Raw genomic sequence first — 17,332 nt, 5'->3', positions numbered from 1 at the left:
CACAGCGGCTGGCGGCGGCCCGGGTTGCGCCGCGGCAGGAGCAGTGACCGGGCGGCGCACTCGCGGAAACGTCCGGCGAACAGGGCGGAGGAGCCTACGGCGTCGATGACCTCGTGGACCACCTCTTCCGCAGGACCGGACAGGTCAGGACCTCCGGAGCCGGTCACCCCGGGGGCCCCGGCCGGCCGCCGGGGTACCACCGGGTCCGCCCCCTCACCGGTGAGCAGTTCGGCGCCGGGCGGGTTCTCGCTGTACGGCAGGCGCAGGACAATGCCGTCGTCACCGGCGACCGCCATCGCGTCGATACCGGACCGTCGGTTGAGTTCCGCACCGATCGCCAACGCCCAGGGAGCGTTGACAGACCTCCCCCACGGGGAATGCACGACAACCCTCCAGTCCCCCACCTCGTCGTGGAACCGTTCGATCAGTACGGTCCTCTCGTCGGGGAGTACCCGGGTCGCCTCCCGTTGCTCACGGTAGAACATGTCGATGTTGGCCCGGGTGTTGTCGTCGAGGAAGGACGCCGACCTCAGGTCCCCGTCACCACCGGTTCCCCATGACCTGCGCGCCGCCCCGATCACCGGTGCGAGTTCGGCCGGGCGCCCCTCAGCGTCCCCCACCCAGAACGGCAGTCGGCCGGTGTGGCCGGCGGCCGGGGTGACGATGACCTGGTCACGGGTGATCTCGGCGATCCGCCAGGAGGACGCCCCCAGTGTGAAGACGTCCCCCACACGCGATTCGTAGACCATCTCCTCGTCCAGTTCCCCGACACGGCGTCCCCCCGCGGTGCTGTCACCGTCGGCGGGGAGGAACACCCCGAAAAGCCCACGGTCCGGGATTGTCCCCCCGCTGGTCACGGCGATACGGCGGGCCCCGGGGCGGGCGGTGAGCTGCCCGGTGACCGCATCGTAGACCAGCATCGGCCGGAGGTCGGCGAAGTCTGTGGAGGGGTAGCGTCCGCTGACCAGGTCGATGACCCCGTCGAAGGCCTCTCTCGGCAGGGCGGCGTACGGGTGGGCCCGCCGTACCGTCCGGAACCACTCCTCGACGTCCACACCCTCCTCCCCCGCTGACTCTGCCTGCACGGCCCGCGCCACGGTCTGCTGTGCCAGCACGTCGAGGGCGTTGGTCACCACGTGCAACGGTTCGAGGTCACCGGCAAGCATGCGGTCGACGATGACGGTGGCGATCTCGGCGTCCGCCCGGTGCAGCGGATACACCGTCGACCTGGACACCGCGCCCACGGAGTGTCCGGCACGCCCGGCGCGCTGCACCGCCGAGGACACCCCGGGTGGTGCCCCGACCTGGATCACGTGGTCGACCAGTCCCATGTCGATGCCGAGCTCGAGTGATGATGTCGCCACCACGCACCGCAGGGTGCCTTCCTTCAGCCCCGCCTCGATGTCCGCCCGCTCATCCCTGGACACCGACCCGTGGTGGGCACGGGCGATGACCGCGGGCGCACCGGGCACGGCGGCGGACTGTGCCATGACCTGTGCGGGATCCCTGCGGGTGGGGGCGGCCAGGGACTCCGGGTCGTGTTCCCGGGCCCACATTTCGTTGAGGGCACCGGTGAGCCGTTCGGCGGTGCGGCGGGAGTTGACGAAGACCAGGGTCGAACGGTCCGCCATGACCTGTTCGTACACCGCGCGCTGGACGTGCGGCCATACGGACTTCTGCTGCGGCAGTGCGGATTCGCGGTCCAGTCCGGGGGCGACGCGTCGCCCGGATCCTGCGTCGGTGCCTCCTCCTGTCCCTCCCCCGGTGAGCACCGGCCCGACCGGGGCGTCGTCGCCCGGTGCCTGTCCTCCCCCGCCGTGACCGGGCACGTCACCGTCGGGGTCACCGTCGGGGTCACCGGCGGGGGTCTCCGGGGATTCGGGGGCTTCGGGCGGGTCACGGAAGTCCGGGACCACGGACCGTATCCGCACGTCCCCCAGTTTGTGCACGGGAGGGGCCACCACCGTCACCGGCCTGTCGCCGCCGAGGAAGGACGCCACGGTGTCCACCGGGTTCACCGTCGCAGACAGGCCGATCCTCTGCACCTGCCCACCGGTGCCTCCGGCACTACCGGCACGACCGTCACTACCGGCACCGGCGACGAGAGCGTCGAGGCGTTCCAGGCTCAGTGCCAGGTGCGCACCACGTTTGGTTCCGGCTACCGCGTGAACCTCGTCGACGATGACCGTGTCGACGTTGACCAGGGTTCCTGCAGCTTTCGAGGTGAGCATGAGGTACAGGGACTCAGGGGTGGTGATCAGCACGTCGGGCGGGGTGCGCAGCAGTTTCGCCCGTTCATTCTGCGGTGTGTCGCCGCTGCGCACCCCCACGGTCACCGGGGAGATGTCCGTCCCCCCGGCCGCCGCGGTCCGTGCGATCCCCGCCAACGGGACCCGGAGGTTGCGTTCGACATCCACTCCGAGAGCTTTCAGGGGTGAGATGTAGAGGACCCGGGTGCCGGCCGGTTCCCCGTCACCGCGCATCAGCCCGCGGGAGGTCAACCTGGACAGTGCCCAGAGGAAGGCCGCGAGTGTCTTACCCGACCCGGTGGGGGCGACGACGAGCGCGTGCTCTCCCCTGCTGACGGCATCCCAGGCGCGGGACTGGACGACGGTCGGCTCCCCGAACACCTCCCGGAACCAGGACGCGACCGGGGCGAAGAAACGGTCCAGGGGATCGTCCCCGGGTTCTGTGGCACGAACGTCGGTCATGGACACCAGTCAACCACGCGGGTTCTCCCGGACCCGGTAGAGGCGGAAGTCCGGCTGACCGACACCGTCGTTCGGCACGTCCAGTTCCAGGGTGGCGACTCCCGCCCCGTCCTCCCAGATGGTGGGGTACCGCAGGTTCACGGCGTCCTGTGCCCCACGGCCCTCGGGCGGGACGGTGAGCACGTAGCGCACCCCGCTGTTCCACAGGTCGTCCAGCGAGGTGACGAAATCCGGGTCCGAGGGCACGGTGAACACCGAGGGGTCCCGGGAGAACAGCACCACCGGGAAACCGAAGGCCACGTCAAGCAGGACGCTGCCCTCCGGCAGGTCCCGGGAGTCCAGGTACCCGGCGATCCGCCGCTCGGTCCCCCAGGTCCGCAGCACGGCCCGGCGGTCCTCGAGGTCCTTGGCGTCCATACCGGACGCCAGGGGCGTCGCCGCCGCGAGCGCGTACTCCTGCGGTGCGTAGGTACGCGAGGTCATCCCCCACGCTGTGGTGACCGTACCGGTGAGCGCGAGGACGACCACCCCGGTCGCCGCGAGCACCGGGTGTCCTGTCAGCGGGTGGTCACCCCTGGCCGTGGGACGCAGACCGGGACGCCGCGGGACGACCTCCCCCACCGGGTCCGGCACGAGCATCCCCAGGACGGTGGCGAGAAGAAGCGCGACGAGGAAGAACCTCAGCAGTCCGAAGGTCGCACCCGTGACCGCGGTGAGCAACTGGAACACCAGCACTGCGCCGAGGACGGCGACCGGCGCCCACATTTCCGGGGAACGCCGACGGTGCCCGAGGAGTGCCACGACGGCGACCAGGACCGGAAGCCCGGGGGCGAGCATGAGGATGCGCACCAGTGAATCCGTCGCCGCGGGGACGCCGGACCCTGTCGCGCCACTGGCCTCCAGGATCGCGGCGTTGCCGTACACCCCGCTGGTCTGCACACTCAACGTCCCGGTGGTCAGCCAGGAGGTGCCGAACCACACCAGCACCGCGACCCCGACCGGGAAGGTGAAGACCACCACGTCGGTTACCGCCCTCGCCAGGCGCCTGTCACCCCGGGTGCGCAGGTAGGTCACGGTCCCGACGAACACACCGGCCACCGCGGCGGAGACCAGTCCGTCGTAGCGGGCGAGGAAGGACAGTGCCACGGCGATACCTGCGGCGGTCAGGTCGTGGACGTCATCGGTCCGGGAGAACCGCATGAGCCGGCGGGTCGCCCACGCCACGGCGAAGAGGAACGGGGCCTCGCTCATGCCGTTGGCCCCGTACAGCACGACCATGGGGTTGACGGCGAAGATGACGGTGAGGACCACCTGCAGTGACGTCCGCAGGCCACGGTCGGCACCGGTCCGCCACACCTGCAGGACCGCTCCCGCCATGAACAGTGCGGAGACGATGACTCCAGCCAGGGCCCTGTCGCTCATCGCCGGTATCCACGGTGTCAGCGCGACCAGCGGCAGTTCCAGGAGAGTGCTCAGCGGAGTGAAGACGAAACCGATGTCCACCAGTGCCGGGGTCCGGCTGAACAGGACCGCCGCGGCGGACTGCACACGGCTGAGGGCGTCGCCGAAGAACACCCCGTCGAAGGCCGCGACGGTCCCTGCGACGAGGTAGACCACCGCTGCCGCGGTGAAGACGACCGTGTCAGAGGATCGTGCGCGCATCACTCCTCCAGTCCGTGGGCGGTCTTCTCCCAGTAGGAGGGGCGGAACACCAGCTGCCACATGCCCTTCACCGCGGCGATGCTCATCAGCAGCCAGTACGCCGGGTAGGTGAACACGGCGACCAGCGGAGCCGGTTCACGCCCTTCCCGGGCACCGACCAGGTTCATGTACATCGTCAGCGCGTTCCCGGCGACGAGGCACACCAGCGAAGGGTAGAAGACGACCGGGGGGAACAGTTCGGCGACGAAGGTGGGCTGGCCCATGATCCAGAGCAGGAACAGGTACCAGAACATCAGGTTGATCACCGCGGTGACCGGGGTGGACGCCATGAGCAGTGTGAACCTCAGGGCCGGCAGCCACCCGATCTCGCGGAGGAACCAGCCGGGACGGCGCATGTACACCAGCCAGGTCTGCAGGTACCCCTTGTACCAGCGGGAGCGTTGGCGCAGCCAGTTGATCGTGTCACTGTTGGCCTCCTCCAGGGTTTCGGAGTCCAGCACGGCCGTCCGGTAGCCGTGGGCGGCGATACGCACCCCGAGGTCGGCGTCCTCGGTGACGTTGAACGGGTCCCATGCCCCGAGTTTCTGCAGTACAGGACGCCGGAAGTGGTTGGAGGTGCCGCCGAGCGGCACGGGGGCGTTCATCTTCATGATCCCGGGGAGCATGAGTTTGAACCACACGTCGTACTCCACGGTGAACCAGGCGGTCAGCAGGTTCTGACGGACGTTGCGGAAGGACAGCCTGGACTGGATGCACACCACCTCGGGGCCCAGTCGCCGGAAGGCGGCGACCACGCGGCGCAGCTGCAGGGGGTCGGGGGTGTCCTCGGCGTCGTAGATGGTGACGATGTCACCGGTGGCGTAGTGCAGTCCGTAGTTGCAGGCCTTCGGTTTGGTCCGGGGCTCGGCGGCGGGGACCTCCACCACGGTGACCGTGGATCCTGCGTCCGGGTCCTGCGCCACGGCGGCCCGGGCGGCGGTGATGGTCGGGGCGTCGTCCTCCTCCAGCAGCAGCAGGACCTGGAGTTTGTCCGCGGGGTACTCCAGGGATCTCACCGCGCCGATGAGCTGGCCGACGACTTCGGGTTCACCGTAGGCGGGGACCAGCACCGTGTAGGAGGGCAGGTCGGCGGCGGGGAGGGCCATGGCCTCACGGTCGTCGACCCGGAGGATGGCGTCGCCGCGCAGTCCCCGTCGGAACATGATGAACCGGTCGATGAGTGCGGCGGCGTACCAGGCGACGGACAGTCCGCTGAGGATGACGAGTGTCGTCGACCTGGCGACGATGACGCCCGTGACGACCACCGCCAGCAGGACGACGACCGCCACTTTCTGTGCCCGGGTGAAGACCACCGAGGCGGAGAACTCCGGGGTACGCTCCCGCAGTCCGTGGACGGCGTCGTGCAGCGCCGCGCGGGACCGTTCGTCAGTGGTGGCGGTCATGCCGTTTCCTCTCCCTGGTTCCCCTGCCCGTTATGCCCGGTCTGCCCGGCCTGTTCCGCCGGGCCCGACTGTTTCCACCGGGCGTCGATGATGCCCCGCCCGACGGCAGCCACGACGTCGAGGTCCTTGGCCCCGGTCACGGTGCTCTGTGTCGCCGCGCCACCGCGCAGCAGCACGGTCACGATCCGTCCCGCCAGCCCGGTAAGACTGTCGGTGACCAGGGGAAACGCCGCGCCGGGCCGGTGGTCGTCGACGGCGAGGACGGACACGTGACGGACTCTGCCGTCGGGTCCGTCGTCGCGCCAGCTGAACCGGAGGAACGTCGTCGTCAGGTAGGCGTCCTCGTCGAGGACGGTGTGTACCCGTCCGGTCACACCGTGGCCGAGATCGATGTCGTACGCCGGTGACCGTCGCCCGTTGACGGAGCTGTAGAACTCCTCCTCACCGAAACGGCCGGAGGTGTCCTCGTCACCGGGGACGAGGGTGTCGACCATGACCTCCCGGTGGCGTCCCTCCCGGTCCCACGCGGGGATGACCGTGGTGGCCCGCAGCTGCTGACGGAGGTAGGTCGTTCCCGCACCGAAGTAGCGGGACGCCCAGCCGAAGGAGGTCTCACCGGTCTGTTCCCAGCCGTAGGGCAGGGGAACTCCGGCGGCGACGGCCGTCGTCCCGGGCGCGTCCTCGGTCACGGAGGTCACCGGTGGTCGCGGCAGTGGTGCGACGGCCAGGACGGCGGCGGCGACGAGCACGGGCAGGCCCGCCAGCCGTGCGGCGGGGACGGAGGGCAGACGTCTCCTGATCCTGGGCCTGGCGTGGCGGACCCGGATCTCGGTGAGGGACGCCACCACGGCCCCGGCCAGTCCCGGAAGGCAGGTCAGCACGGCGACGGCAGTATCTGCGCCACGCGTGCCTGCCCCGGGGAGCAGCTGCCCGATCAGACAGAGCAGCGCGCCGACGCCGAAGGAGATGCCGCCGACGACGGTGCGTCGACGGGCGGACCCGTCGTTGACGGCGACGAGGGCCACGGTGACCCCCAGGGTCGTGGCCAGCGCCGATCCTGCCCATCCGCCACCGCACAGCAGGGTGACCAGGGCATACACCGGGCCGTTGTAGATCACGAGGACGGCCCACGCCGCACCGAACCGGAGTGTCGACCGGCTGCCGAACAGGAGGGCCGATGCGCCGAAGGTGAACACGATGAGGCTGAGAACGTCCAGTCTCAGCAGGTCGGACCATTCGATGAGCCGGGGGGCGAGCATGGTCCGCAGACTCACCGCGAGGATGAGTGCCATGACGCCGACGATCCAGTCGACCTCCCTGTCGTGGATCGGGAGGTCCGGTCGCCTGCGCAGTTCCACGCCGAGGAACATGACCACGGCCATGGACGCGGCGGCGACCGTGTAGGCGATGCCGGTGGGAGACCCTGTCGCGAGGAGCTGGCCGACACTGTTGGCGTATCCGGTGACGCAGAGTACGAGCAGCACCAGCCAGCGCCACAGGTACCTGATCACGGACGACGCCTCCGGACGGCCACGCCCACGGCGACGAGCAGGGCGGCGACGACGACAGCTGCGACGACGGCGGCCAGGGTCGCGTTACCGGAACGGGTGGAACTGTCTGCCTGGTCGGCGGCCGGGGCGGGACGGTCGTCGGGGACGCCGATCTCGTGGACGCCACCGTCGTCCTGGCTGACCACGGCGGTGCCGCGCAGGTCGGCCCACCCGGTGCCCCGGCCGGTGTCGGTGGCCCGGTCGAGGTCGTCGATCAGCTGGTCGAGGAGTTCGGGGGAACCGGTCGACCCTGCGATGACGCTCATGCGGTGACGGTCATGGTCCCATCTGGTCTGCAGGACGCCGAGGTCGGTGGAGGTTTCCGCCTGGAGACCGTCGGCGGTGAGGACGCCGTCGGTGAAGGTGACGGGCAGCGCCTCACCGGTGGTGAGGTCTCCGCCGTCACCGTCGGCGTCGACGACGAGGAGGGGTCGCCCGGAGTCCCGGGTGCTTCCGGCGTCCTGCGGGGCGACGGGCACGGGCCGCACCCGGGCTCCGGTGGTGGACTGGAACCCGGAGAGGATCCGTGCGGCGCGGTCGACGTCCGTGGCGTCACCGTCGGTCAGGATGACGTCGACCTCGGGGAGGAGGGCGGCGGGAAGTGCCTGGAATCCGTGGGTGAGGCGGGTGGGATCCTCGGCGGCTGTACTGGTCACCGTAGTTTCAGGGTCCACCCGGAGGGTCAGGGGCGCGGTGGTTCCGCATCCCTGCACCCCGGAACCGCTGAAGGTGAGGGTGACTGAGTTGTAACGGGTCAGCAGGTCCGCGGGGATGTCCACCTCGCGGTCGAGTACTCCGGAGGCGAGGGTGCTGTCGCCGGTGGTTGTCGTCCGGTCGACGACGGTGCCGTTGACCGCGACGGTGAGCTCTCCCGGCGCATCTGCCGGCAGGGGGCTGACGCTGCCGCTGAGGTGGAGTTTCACCGAGCCTGCGAGCCTGCCGAGTTCACCCTGTCCGATGTCGAGGACGACCTGTGCGGATCCTGTACCGGTGGCGGTGAGGGCGGTGGCGCCGAGGTCGGCCAGGGTTTCTGCCCGGGGGGACAGTTCCACGGGGATGTCGCGGGCGTGCGCGTCGGTGCTGTCGAGCAGTCCTGTCAGCCCGGTGTCGGGGTCTCCTGAGGTCAGTAGCCGGGCCTGGTCGAGCAGGTCTTCGCCGGTGCCGTGGAGCACCACGGTCGCCTCGGGCGTGCCCGGGTGTTCGAGGGTGATGCCGTGCCCGTTGTCTCCGGGGATGTCGATGCGTCTGGTGAGGGCGGCGTCCTGAACCCCGGTACCGTCGGCTGCGGTGCCGTCAGCTGCGTTACCGTCGGCTGCGGTTGCGCCGGCACGGTCCCGTTCCACGACGCGGATCTCCGGCGCCTGGGAGCGGTACATCGCGGCGACCGCGGTGGTGGTCTCAAGGGCTGCCGCGGTGACGCTGGCGTCCGGCTGCGCCGGGACGGTGACGGTGAGGGACCCGAGGACGGGGGGAAGCGCTTCGGCGAGGGTGGCCGGCGGACGTGTGGTCCCGTCGTAGCTGACCGAGGCGTCACGCAGGACGGAGGTGACCGTGTCCAGTGGATCGTGGCACCAGGTTTCGTCGACAGGGTCCAGAGTGGTCCGCAGCTGGACGGTGGCCCCGTCGCCGGTGACGTCGATTCCGTCGAGCGGCAGGGTGACGGGGATGTCACCGCGGTTCTGCCCTGATTCCACGGTCGCCCGCCCGAGGACCCGGTTGTCCTGGACAACTTCCATGACCCCACGGGAGTAGGCGGCGGGGACCTGCAGCGTTCCCCGCAGCGCGGTGGGGGTCAGTCCTGTGGGGACGGGCAGCGTGACGGTCACTGTCGCGGTGCGTCCGGGGAACTGTTCCTGTTCGGGGACGCCGAGGTCGCGGAAGCTGATCCTCGGGTCAGTTGCCGCGGACGCGGGTGCGGCGACAAGGGCGGGGGTCGTGAGCAGTGCGGCGGCCGTGACAAGGGCGGCGGCGCGGGAAATTCTGGATGACATGAGCGGCTTTCGATGATGTCGCCGGCGTCTGCGGGTGGTGCCGGACCGCGGAATACTAACACCCCACCACTTTCGGACGGTAAGCGTGCACTGTTTCTCCCCCCGCCGCAACCCCCGCCGGAAAATCCGTGCGCGCTCAGCGCCGCTCCGGGGTCAGTTCCGGTACAGAACGGACAGAACTCACGGTGATCAGGACCCCGCAACTGCACTCCGCCCGGTTAGACTGTTGACCTATGACGTCCACCATCGACGACGAAACACTCGCACACCGCCTTGCCCAGGGCACCGGCGAGATCCTCAAGGGTGTCCGGAATGTCGGTCTGCTGCGTGACGGCGAACTGGGGGACGCCGGGGACTCGATCGCCCAGGAGTGGATAGCCAGGGCACTGGCGGTGCACCGGCCGGAGGACGCCGTGCTCTCGGAGGAGGCCGGTGACGATCTGGTCCGCCTGGAGCGCGAACGGGTGTGGATCATCGACCCGCTCGACGGGACCCGGGAATACGCGGGGGTGCGGCAGGACTGGGCGGTCCACATCGCTCTCGCCGTCAACGGGACGGTCACCACCGCCGCTGTCGGCATGCCTGACCTTGGGCAGGTTTTCACCACCGGGGAGGCGCGGGCGGTGCCCGGCCATCTGACGGGCAGGATGGTGATCTCGCGGACCACGACCCCGCCGGTGGCGGTCCAGATCGCCGAGCGTACCGGGATGGAGCTCACCACGATGGGTTCCTGCGGGGCCAAGGCCGTCAGCGTTCTGCTGGGGGACAATGACGCCTACGTCCACGCGGGCGGGCAGTACGAATGGGACAATGCCGCCCCGGTGGGCGTATGTCTGGCTGCGGGCCTGCACTGCAGTCGGCTGGACGGTTCTCCGCTGGTGTACAACAACGCGGACACCTACCTGCCTGACATTCTCATCTGTCGGCCGGAGCTGGCGGACACCATCCTGTCGGAGGCCGCGAAGTATTTCGGGGAGCACGGGGGCTACCGACCGTCGGAGTAGTAGCGGATTCCTGCGCCTGTCCCTGTTCGGGCAGCGGGCAGCGTTCACATATACTGAAGGCTCTTAAGCTGAAAGTTACGGGGTGAAATAATCTCATATCGCCCCTGGTTACGGGATATAACTTAGCCTTTCCACGGACGAATAGGCGTTCAAAACAAGGGACTCTTACACTCCCGCTCCATGGCAGAGAACACGACCGGCCGACGTCATCCCGGCCGACGTCCGCGGTTCACCGAAGATGATGTCACTGCCACTGCTCTACGGTTGGGCATAGGGTCGTTCAGCGTCGCGGCGATAGCGAGGGAACTCGGGGTGACCACTGCGGCGGTGTACCGCCGGTTCCCGTCCCACCAACAGCTGCTGGACGTGTGCATCGACGAGATCCTGTCGGAGGTCAATCCTGTCCCCGGGGAACTGTGCTGGCAGGACACGCTCCGGCACGCAGCTGACGAATGGTGGAAACTGTGCCTTCGTCACCCGGATCTCCCCGAGGTGGCCTCGGGATACAGCGACCCGGTATCCCGGTTCACCACAGCCCCTTTCCGAACACACTTCGAGCGCCTCATCGAACTCGGTTTTTCGCCGCGCAGGTCCTACTCGGTCGCGTCACTGCTGTTCAGTGCACTCACGGGCGCATTCCTGGTCCCCTGCGACAACACACCTCTCCTCTCAGAAGGGCTCAGGGAACTGGTTCGAGAGGACAGTGTCGAGACCATTATCGCCGGACTGGAACGGGAGTTCATAGGTTCTGGGCAAGGGGATTTCATCGCCGGAGCCAGGAGACCGGCATGAGAGTCCACCAGGCTTTCCTTCACGTCATCTCTGCCGCCGCTCTCACTCTTGCCACGGCCTGTTCACACTCCTCCCCTGCCGCACAGGAAACAGCCGTGCCGGCATCGGAACTCTCATCCGGAACGGGGCAGGGGTACGAGACAACCTGGCCCGCGGTCACGGGCTCCGAACTTCCGGTCGGCGAAGCGGCGGACCTCACCGGCCCACGGGACGCCGTCTGCCCCTACCTCGACGGCGGCGAAGTCGAACAGTCCACCGGCGAGCGGTGGACAGGAACATCCCTGGACCAGAGGTTCGACCCGCCTGCCTGCGTTTTCTGGTCTTACGGTGAAATTCCCCAGGCCGTTGTCCGGGTCCGGACCATGACGACCCACAGCGCCGCGGTGGACGAAGTGAACCACGCCGCACCTGTGGACTCCACGACGAAAGCGACGCAGCCGGAGGGGTGGTCGGGAGGTCGTGGCGGCAGTTCTGACAGTGAGTACGGGGTTCCCGGCGGCGGCGCGGTGTACGCGGTCTACCGCGACAACGTGGCTGTTGTGGTGAACACGACCCAGGACCAGTCGGTGAAAGCCCAGCGACTGGCGGAAGAGACCATCAGCCGTCTCGGACTCTGAGCAGCCGGGGGTTCACCGTTCCATACACCCCCTGACGGGCTGGCGGACCTGCCACCCGACCATGCCCGATCAAACGGGCCAGTTCCCGACTCCGTGCCGACACCGTGGCCTGCGGGTACACGCACATGCTGCTGCCCCCCGGTACACACAGCAGAGACCTCCCCGCCGGTGACCACGGCACTGATCCGTGGTCACCGGCAGGGAGGTCAACGGTATTCAGGGGCACCGCCTTCCCACCTCAAACGGCGGGAGATACGGAGGCCCCGGATGCCGGAGCCGTCGGTCAGGCTTCGCGACGGCTCCTCATCACCAGCCATGCCCCGCCGCCGACGAGGATCACGGCCAGAGCGCCCAGTCCCGCGACGCTGGCGCCGGTGTTGGCCAGTGAGCTGCCGCCGGTGGAGCCGGATCCACCGTCACCGGGGTTCACGACCGAGTAGGTGACGTCCTCTGCCTGGGGAGAATCCGGGTTGACCGGAGTCACAGGTGTGGTCGGGTTCTCGGGGAAGAGAGGAATGACGATCTGGCAGTCTCTGTCAGCCGTGACGTTGTCCAGGGTGACTTTTGCAACCTTGTTTTCGTCGAGGGTGACAGTGCCCTGCCTCGAGTGTCCGCTCTCGTCTTTCACGCCTTCACCGGACCACACGATGTCAGACCACAGCACGCCGTTGGCCGAGGAAGAAGCATTTGTCTCGGTGAGGGTGATCTCCACGCCGTGGGGAAGGTCGGAGATATCGACCGGCTCACCCGGGGTGACCGTCACCTTCTTGAATGATTCGATGCCGTCACTGCCCTTCCAGGACAGCTGGACCTCGAACGCGGCATGGGGATCAGACTCAACATCGGCAGCCCGGTCGCCGGTGACCTTCTTCACCAGTTCGATGCCGGTAGTCGGCTCGTCCGGTGTGCCAGGCTCAGTCGGCTCGGTCGTGCTGGGCGTGCTCGGCTCCGTCGTACTCGGAGTGCTGGGCTCGGTCGTGCCCGGCTCAGTCGGCTCCGTCGTGCTCGGCTCAGTCGGCTCCGTCGTGCTCGGCTCCGTCGGCTCCGTCGTGCTCGGCTCAGTCGGCTCCGTCGTGCTCGGCTCAGTCGGCTCCGTCGTGCTCGGCTCAGTCGGCTCCGTCGTGCCAGGCTCAGTCGGCTCCGTCGTGCCAGGCTCAGTCGGCTCCGTCGTGCCAGGCTCAGTCGGCTCCGTCGTGCCAGGCTCAGTCGGCTCCGTCGTGCCAGGCTCAGTCGGCTCCGTCGTGCCAGGCTCAGTCGGCTCCGTCGTGCCAGGCTCAGTCGGCTCCGTCGTGCTCGGCTCCGTCGGCTTGGTCGGGACCGTGGGTTCGTCAGCAATCACGAAAGTCTGTGCTTTGTCGTTGAGGTCCGTGTGCTTTGCGACAACCTCGGCACCCAGTGCGAGCTGCTCGGCTACCACGAGCGACTGTCCCGCGTACTTCTGCGCCTGTTCCGCGCTGACAGTGTAGGTAAGCGCAACGCTTCCCTCAACGGTGGACTCCCCCTCCTTCGCGGCAGCCGTGGTGAAGGTCACCGCCTGCCGTATGCCGGTCGGCGTACCGTCCTGGGCCGCCAGTTCGCCACTCATCGTGTACTCGGTCTCCGGCCTGAGACCTGCGAACGTGACGGTGTCCGTGATGGTCCCGCCCTTTGCAGACACCGTCTTCTGCGAGCCTTCGACCTGGCCCGCGGTGACTTCTGCCGACGTCGAGATCGTCGGGTCAACCGCCTGCCCGTCATCCTCACACGGGGTGAACTTCCCTGCGAAGGGCAGGTAGTGCTGCTCGGACCCTCCCATGTCGCCCGAGGCGACGATGATGTTGCCCTCGATATTGGCGTGATCCTTCTGGAGGTGGGCCTTCGGTGCCAGCACCGAACCGTCGATCGAGTCGCCCTCCTGTCTCACCGTGGTCGCGTCCGGGAAGTTCCACAGGGTGTAGGGCGCGGTGCTACCGTCGCCCGCATGGAGGTTGAGGGTCACCTCCTCACCCGTAACGTTGATGAACAGCGGCGTATCCGCAGACGGAAGTACTCCGTCCCGGAAGTTGAACTCGCGGATGTCCGCAAGCTCGTCTGCCGTGAGGTTCAGGATGTTCTGCTGGCCCTTCTTCAGCCAGATCCATGCCGAATTCCCCTGCATGAGATATGCGGGTGGCTCTGTCCCCTCAGGCAGGTTGTTCTGGCCTTCAGCCTTCTTGATGACGTCACCGGCCGCGCACACCTTATCGCCTGCATCAGCGAGCCCCTCGGACACAGCTTCAGCGGAGCTCCGGTCGAACAGGGAATCGTACTGTGCCGCGTCATAGCCGGTGTCAGCAGCCTGGTAGCCTCCGGCGTTGAGGCTGATCCTCGGTTCAGAACCGTAAGGCGCGCCGTCCTTCACCAGGCGCAGGTTCTGTGACTTACCGTTTTCGTCCGTATCACGCGCAGTGGTACCGCTCATCTCGACGGACAGCGGCTGACCGGTGGCACTCTTGTCCAGGTTCACCTGGTGGTTTCCGGTACTCTTCGTCCAGTCCACACCACCCTTGACCACCAACGCGGCGGGAGCGCCGGCCTGCTTCACAATGGTCTGACTGCCAGTGAAGCTGAACTTGCCGCCGACGGCGACAGGCCCTTCACTCTCGGCGGTGATGTGGAGATCACCGAGGGACACGACGTTGAAGCCGGTGTATGTGGCGAGCGGATTGTAGGGGGTGCCGGTGGCTGCACCGGCAGCCGCATCCGGTTCCGCTCCCGCCGGTGTGACGGTCACTGTCAGAGCAGTGACCACCGCCGCTGCCAGCGCCGCCCCGGATAACCTGCGGAGCCCGCGCCTCCCCCGCACCGGTGTCAGACTATTATTTCCCATTATTTGTGCTACCTTTCCGAGCATTTTCAGTTGTGCAGATCCACTGACCCACTTCGCACCTCCACGCAGTGTGGGGACAGTCAACCCGAGGTACGCTAGTAGCACATATTGGACTTCAATTAGTTACGCCCCCCGACTTCGGATAATTCACCCCGTAATTAACCGGCCTCGCCGACTGAAACGTCCCCGTAAGGCATGAGAGTCTCCACCCACGGAAAAACAACTTCCATGAGCAGAAAGAAAACACCGATTGCGACGGCAGTTGCAGTCAGTATCCGGAACAGAAGTGGCCCCGGAAGATGTCGCCAGATCCAGCCGTACATGTCACACCTCCCCGGACAGTTCAGCAGGGACTGACTCCGGTTGCCGGTCCTCGGACCGTTCCAGTACCGCGTGGACGATCAGCCGCTCCCGGTTGGAGAACTGGGGATGACAGGTCGTCAGTGTCAGCAACGGAAGATCGCCCGCCGCGACCTCCGTTGACCCGGACCCCGGTACCGGCTGAAGCACTCCGATGTCCTGCGGGTCGGTCACGTGGCTGCCCGACAGTCCCCGGTACCGCCCGGTGGAGACCTCTGTGGCAGCAGCTTCCCCGAGACACTCCGACGCGGCCTCCCTACGCTGCACCGGATCGGTACCGGGATCATCCTCGACCGGCAGGACCCGGTAGATGTACCAGGTTGTCGCTGTCTCCACCACCACCGCGTCACAGGTGCCGAGGCGTCCCAGATCATTGAAAGGGGCACCGCGCCCCACCCTGTGTCCGGCCACCGCGAAGTTCCCCGGCTGTCCCGGCAGCTGAGTGTCCACGTAGTGCCCGGGACCCCGGTCCAGGGCGTCATCGGACGTCCCCTGCACCACCGCGTAACTGAAGTCCGGGCCGAACGAGGGGATGAACATGCGTGCGAAAGCGGCACCTTCCGCATCGCGGGTCAGTGGGCGAGGATTCTCGTCCGCCCACTGCCGCTCCAGGTCCCCGGACGCCTGGGACTGCAGTTTCCCGGCCCCAATGTCCGTCCACCAGACCTGGTAGACGACGAAAAGGGCCACAATGACGCCGAGAGTCAGAAGCAGTTCCCCCGTGACCGAAGCGAAGGTCGGAGTTCTCCGTTGTGCGTCAGAGCCCGACTCGCTCTTTCTCTCCGCACTGTGCTTCGCCACCCGCGCATTATCGCCCTGTTCGACCAGACAGGCCAGCACGCGGAAGTTACAGCCCGAACTATTTACCCCCGTATCTCCGGTGCACCAGAATATAATCCAACAATAGTAAACTACGCGGAAGTTGCCGAGCCGTTTTCACCGCACCGGAAGATGAATCCCTTCCACACCATTCATGGGTAACGGAAGAGCTACTCGCCGCTACTTCGGTGACCGCGTCCGTCGCCCCACTCCCGAAATACCGCCATTCACGATCGGCATCTCCACACCGGTAGTGATTACTTTATTATCCTTCAGTTTGCGTACCACCCCCTCAAGGGGGTCACCCCACTACCGTGGGACCCTTTTCCCTGACACCCCTGAACTTGTCGACACTTACCCCTTGACAGGGCAACAACCTCGACAACAGTGAATTCAAACATCTTCCCGATGCACCCCCGAGGACAGACCTGCGTCAACTATCCACTTGTACAGATTCCGCCCGTCTGGGAAACTCCTCCATGCAGTAATTGATCATGTTTTTACTGCTCTTTTCCCTTCATCATTCATATCTACAGAAAGGATCTACCATGCTCGGTGGACTTCTTGTCGGACTCGGCGGCACTCTCGGACTTCTGGTCACCGGCCTGCTCGGCCTCGTCGGCGGCATCGCCGGTTCCCTCATCTGACATCTGAAGGCGATTCTCAACCAGATTCGCCGAAAGTGCAGATACTGTCGCACCAGACCTGGACCGGGTTCCCTGCGGGAGCCCGGTCCATCTTCTGTCCCACAGATGAAAACGACAGGCGTACTCTCTGACAACCATGGGAAGACCAACCAGCACCGGACCACGACGGGGACGCCCGTCGAAATTCAGTCCGGAAGATGCCGTGGAAGCGGCCCTGGATATCGGGGTGTCAACTTTCACGATGGCGGCGGTGGCTGAAAAGCTCGGAATCACCAGCCCCGCACTGTACCGGTGTTTCAGTTCCCGCGATGATCTTCTGGAGGCCTGCCTCCGGAAAATTTCCTCCCGGGTCACAGATCCTCCTCACTGCGAAGACTGGAGAGAATTTCTCGGCACAGTCGCTGACAGTGCATGGGACATGTTCACCAGGTACCCCTACCTGGAGGCGGTGTTCACCTCGCAGACCCGGTCACTTCGCGCCGTCTTTCCTGTGACAGATCAATTTCTGACGCAGTTGAGTGAGTTCGGTTTCACATGGAGGCAGTCGGTGTTCTCCCTGATGTACATCACTGACCTGACCACATCTGCTGTAGCCCACCTCCAGCGGCAGCTGGCGGAATTCCTCCGGGACCGTGACAGTCCCGGTGCCCGGGTCTTCAGGGGACCGGACGACGAACCACTCACCGACGGGGAGAGCCTGACCGAGGCGTCACGACGGCAGTGGAGGAGTACCGTGGACTTCTTCCTCGACCATCTCGCCGTGGTCGCCCCCAGGTGGCCCGAGTACACCGGACCTGTGGCCCGACCGCCACAGCCGCAGTGACGGCCGCAGTGGCATCCACGGTGCCAGCCACGGTGACAGCAGCCGTACAGCCACCGTGACGGAACC

Annotated in this window: 11 protein-coding genes; 4 read left to right on the top strand and 7 right to left on the bottom strand. The window is 66.9% G+C overall.

From position 1 onward, the window contains the following. From BN3906_RS13595 to BN3906_RS13575, 5 genes are all read right to left on the bottom strand, one after another. A partial coding sequence (locus tag BN3906_RS13595) for a DEAD/DEAH box helicase (RefSeq protein WP_147593024.1) occupies positions 1-2,711 on the bottom strand: 2,711 nt, incomplete at its 3' end. 9 nt (positions 2,712-2,720) lie between these two features. Beyond that, positions 2,721-4,373 (bottom strand): glycosyltransferase family protein, encoded by a 1,653-nt coding sequence (locus tag BN3906_RS13590; protein WP_066590156.1) that lies wholly within the window; start codon positions 4,371-4,373, stop codon positions 2,721-2,723. Beyond that, positions 4,373-5,815 (bottom strand): glycosyltransferase, encoded by a 1,443-nt coding sequence (locus BN3906_RS13585; RefSeq protein ID WP_066590155.1) that lies wholly within the window; start codon positions 5,813-5,815, stop codon positions 4,373-4,375. Before BN3906_RS13585 ends, BN3906_RS13590 begins: the two co-directional genes overlap by 1 nt. After that, the gene (locus tag BN3906_RS13580) at positions 5,812-7,326 is read right to left on the bottom strand and encodes a hypothetical protein (protein ID WP_066590154.1); all 1,515 of its coding nucleotides are present in this window, start codon (positions 7,324-7,326) and stop codon (positions 5,812-5,814) included. Before BN3906_RS13580 ends, BN3906_RS13585 begins: the two co-directional genes overlap by 4 nt. Then, positions 7,323-9,356: a cellulose biosynthesis cyclic di-GMP-binding regulatory protein BcsB gene (locus BN3906_RS13575; RefSeq protein WP_066590153.1), complete on the bottom strand. Its 2,034-nt coding sequence runs from the start codon at positions 9,354-9,356 to the stop codon at positions 7,323-7,325. Before BN3906_RS13575 ends, BN3906_RS13580 begins: the two co-directional genes overlap by 4 nt. A gap of 233 nt (positions 9,357-9,589) precedes the next feature. On the opposite strand from BN3906_RS13575, the gene BN3906_RS13570 reads away from it, so the two are divergent. The 3 genes from BN3906_RS13570 to BN3906_RS13560 all read left to right on the top strand — a co-directional run bounded on the left by BN3906_RS13570 (position 9,590) and on the right by BN3906_RS13560 (position 11,769). Next, the gene (locus tag BN3906_RS13570) at positions 9,590-10,360 is read left to right on the top strand and encodes a 3'(2'),5'-bisphosphate nucleotidase CysQ (protein ID WP_066590151.1); all 771 of its coding nucleotides are present in this window, start codon (positions 9,590-9,592) and stop codon (positions 10,358-10,360) included. Positions 10,361-10,540: 180 nt separating this feature from the next. Then, positions 10,541-11,152 carry a TetR/AcrR family transcriptional regulator gene (locus BN3906_RS13565; RefSeq protein ID WP_078057542.1) on the top strand — a complete coding sequence of 204 codons (612 nt, stop codon included), beginning with the start codon at positions 10,541-10,543 and terminating at the stop codon, positions 11,150-11,152. After that, positions 11,149-11,769 (top strand): DUF2020 domain-containing protein, encoded by a 621-nt coding sequence (locus BN3906_RS13560; RefSeq protein ID WP_066590147.1) that lies wholly within the window; start codon positions 11,149-11,151, stop codon positions 11,767-11,769. The genes BN3906_RS13565 and BN3906_RS13560 overlap by 4 nt, the downstream gene beginning before the upstream one ends. A 283-nt stretch (positions 11,770-12,052) precedes the next feature. Here BN3906_RS13560 and BN3906_RS13555 read toward each other — a convergent pair whose 3' ends face one another. Together BN3906_RS13555 and BN3906_RS13550 are read right to left on the bottom strand one after the other, a co-directional pair. After that, a complete protein-coding gene (locus BN3906_RS13555; protein WP_187119952.1) occupies positions 12,053-14,701 on the bottom strand; it encodes a collagen-binding domain-containing protein in 2,649 nt (882 codons plus the stop codon). A gap of 240 nt (positions 14,702-14,941) precedes the next feature. Further along, positions 14,942-15,778, bottom strand: a complete 837-nt coding sequence (locus BN3906_RS13550; protein ID WP_066590216.1) for a class E sortase — start codon at positions 15,776-15,778, stop codon at positions 14,942-14,944. 801 nt (positions 15,779-16,579) lie between these two features. Between BN3906_RS13550 and BN3906_RS13545 the strand changes: the two genes are divergently transcribed. Further along, entirely contained in the window at positions 16,580-17,266 is a 687-nt protein-coding gene (locus BN3906_RS13545; RefSeq protein ID WP_078057540.1) for a TetR/AcrR family transcriptional regulator, read from the top strand. Positions 17,267-17,332: the final 66 nt, after the last annotated feature.

The sequence above is a fragment of the Corynebacterium provencense genome, assembly GCA_900049755.1.
In the GTDB taxonomy this organism is placed as follows: Bacteria; Actinomycetota; Actinomycetes; order Mycobacteriales; family Mycobacteriaceae; genus Corynebacterium; species Corynebacterium neomassiliense.
This window is presented reverse-complemented; position numbering and strand designations above follow the sequence as displayed.

Excerpts from the sequence above, each read along its gene's own strand:
- BN3906_RS13590 (WP_066590156.1), bottom strand. The coding sequence starts at position 4,373 with ATGCGCGCACGATCCTCTGACACGGTCGTCTTCACCGCGGCAGCGGTG.
- BN3906_RS13585 (WP_066590155.1), bottom strand. The coding sequence starts at position 5,815 with ATGACCGCCACCACTGACGAACGGTCCCGCGCGGCGCTGCACGACGCC.
- BN3906_RS13575 (WP_066590153.1), bottom strand. The coding sequence starts at position 9,356 with ATGTCATCCAGAATTTCCCGCGCCGCCGCCCTTGTCACGGCCGCCGCA.
- BN3906_RS13570 (WP_066590151.1), top strand. The coding sequence starts at position 9,590 with ATGACGTCCACCATCGACGACGAAACACTCGCACACCGCCTTGCCCAG.
- BN3906_RS13565 (WP_078057542.1), top strand. The coding sequence starts at position 10,541 with ATGGCAGAGAACACGACCGGCCGACGTCATCCCGGCCGACGTCCGCGG.
- BN3906_RS13560 (WP_066590147.1), top strand. The coding sequence starts at position 11,149 with ATGAGAGTCCACCAGGCTTTCCTTCACGTCATCTCTGCCGCCGCTCTC.
- BN3906_RS13545 (WP_078057540.1), top strand. The coding sequence starts at position 16,580 with ATGGGAAGACCAACCAGCACCGGACCACGACGGGGACGCCCGTCGAAA.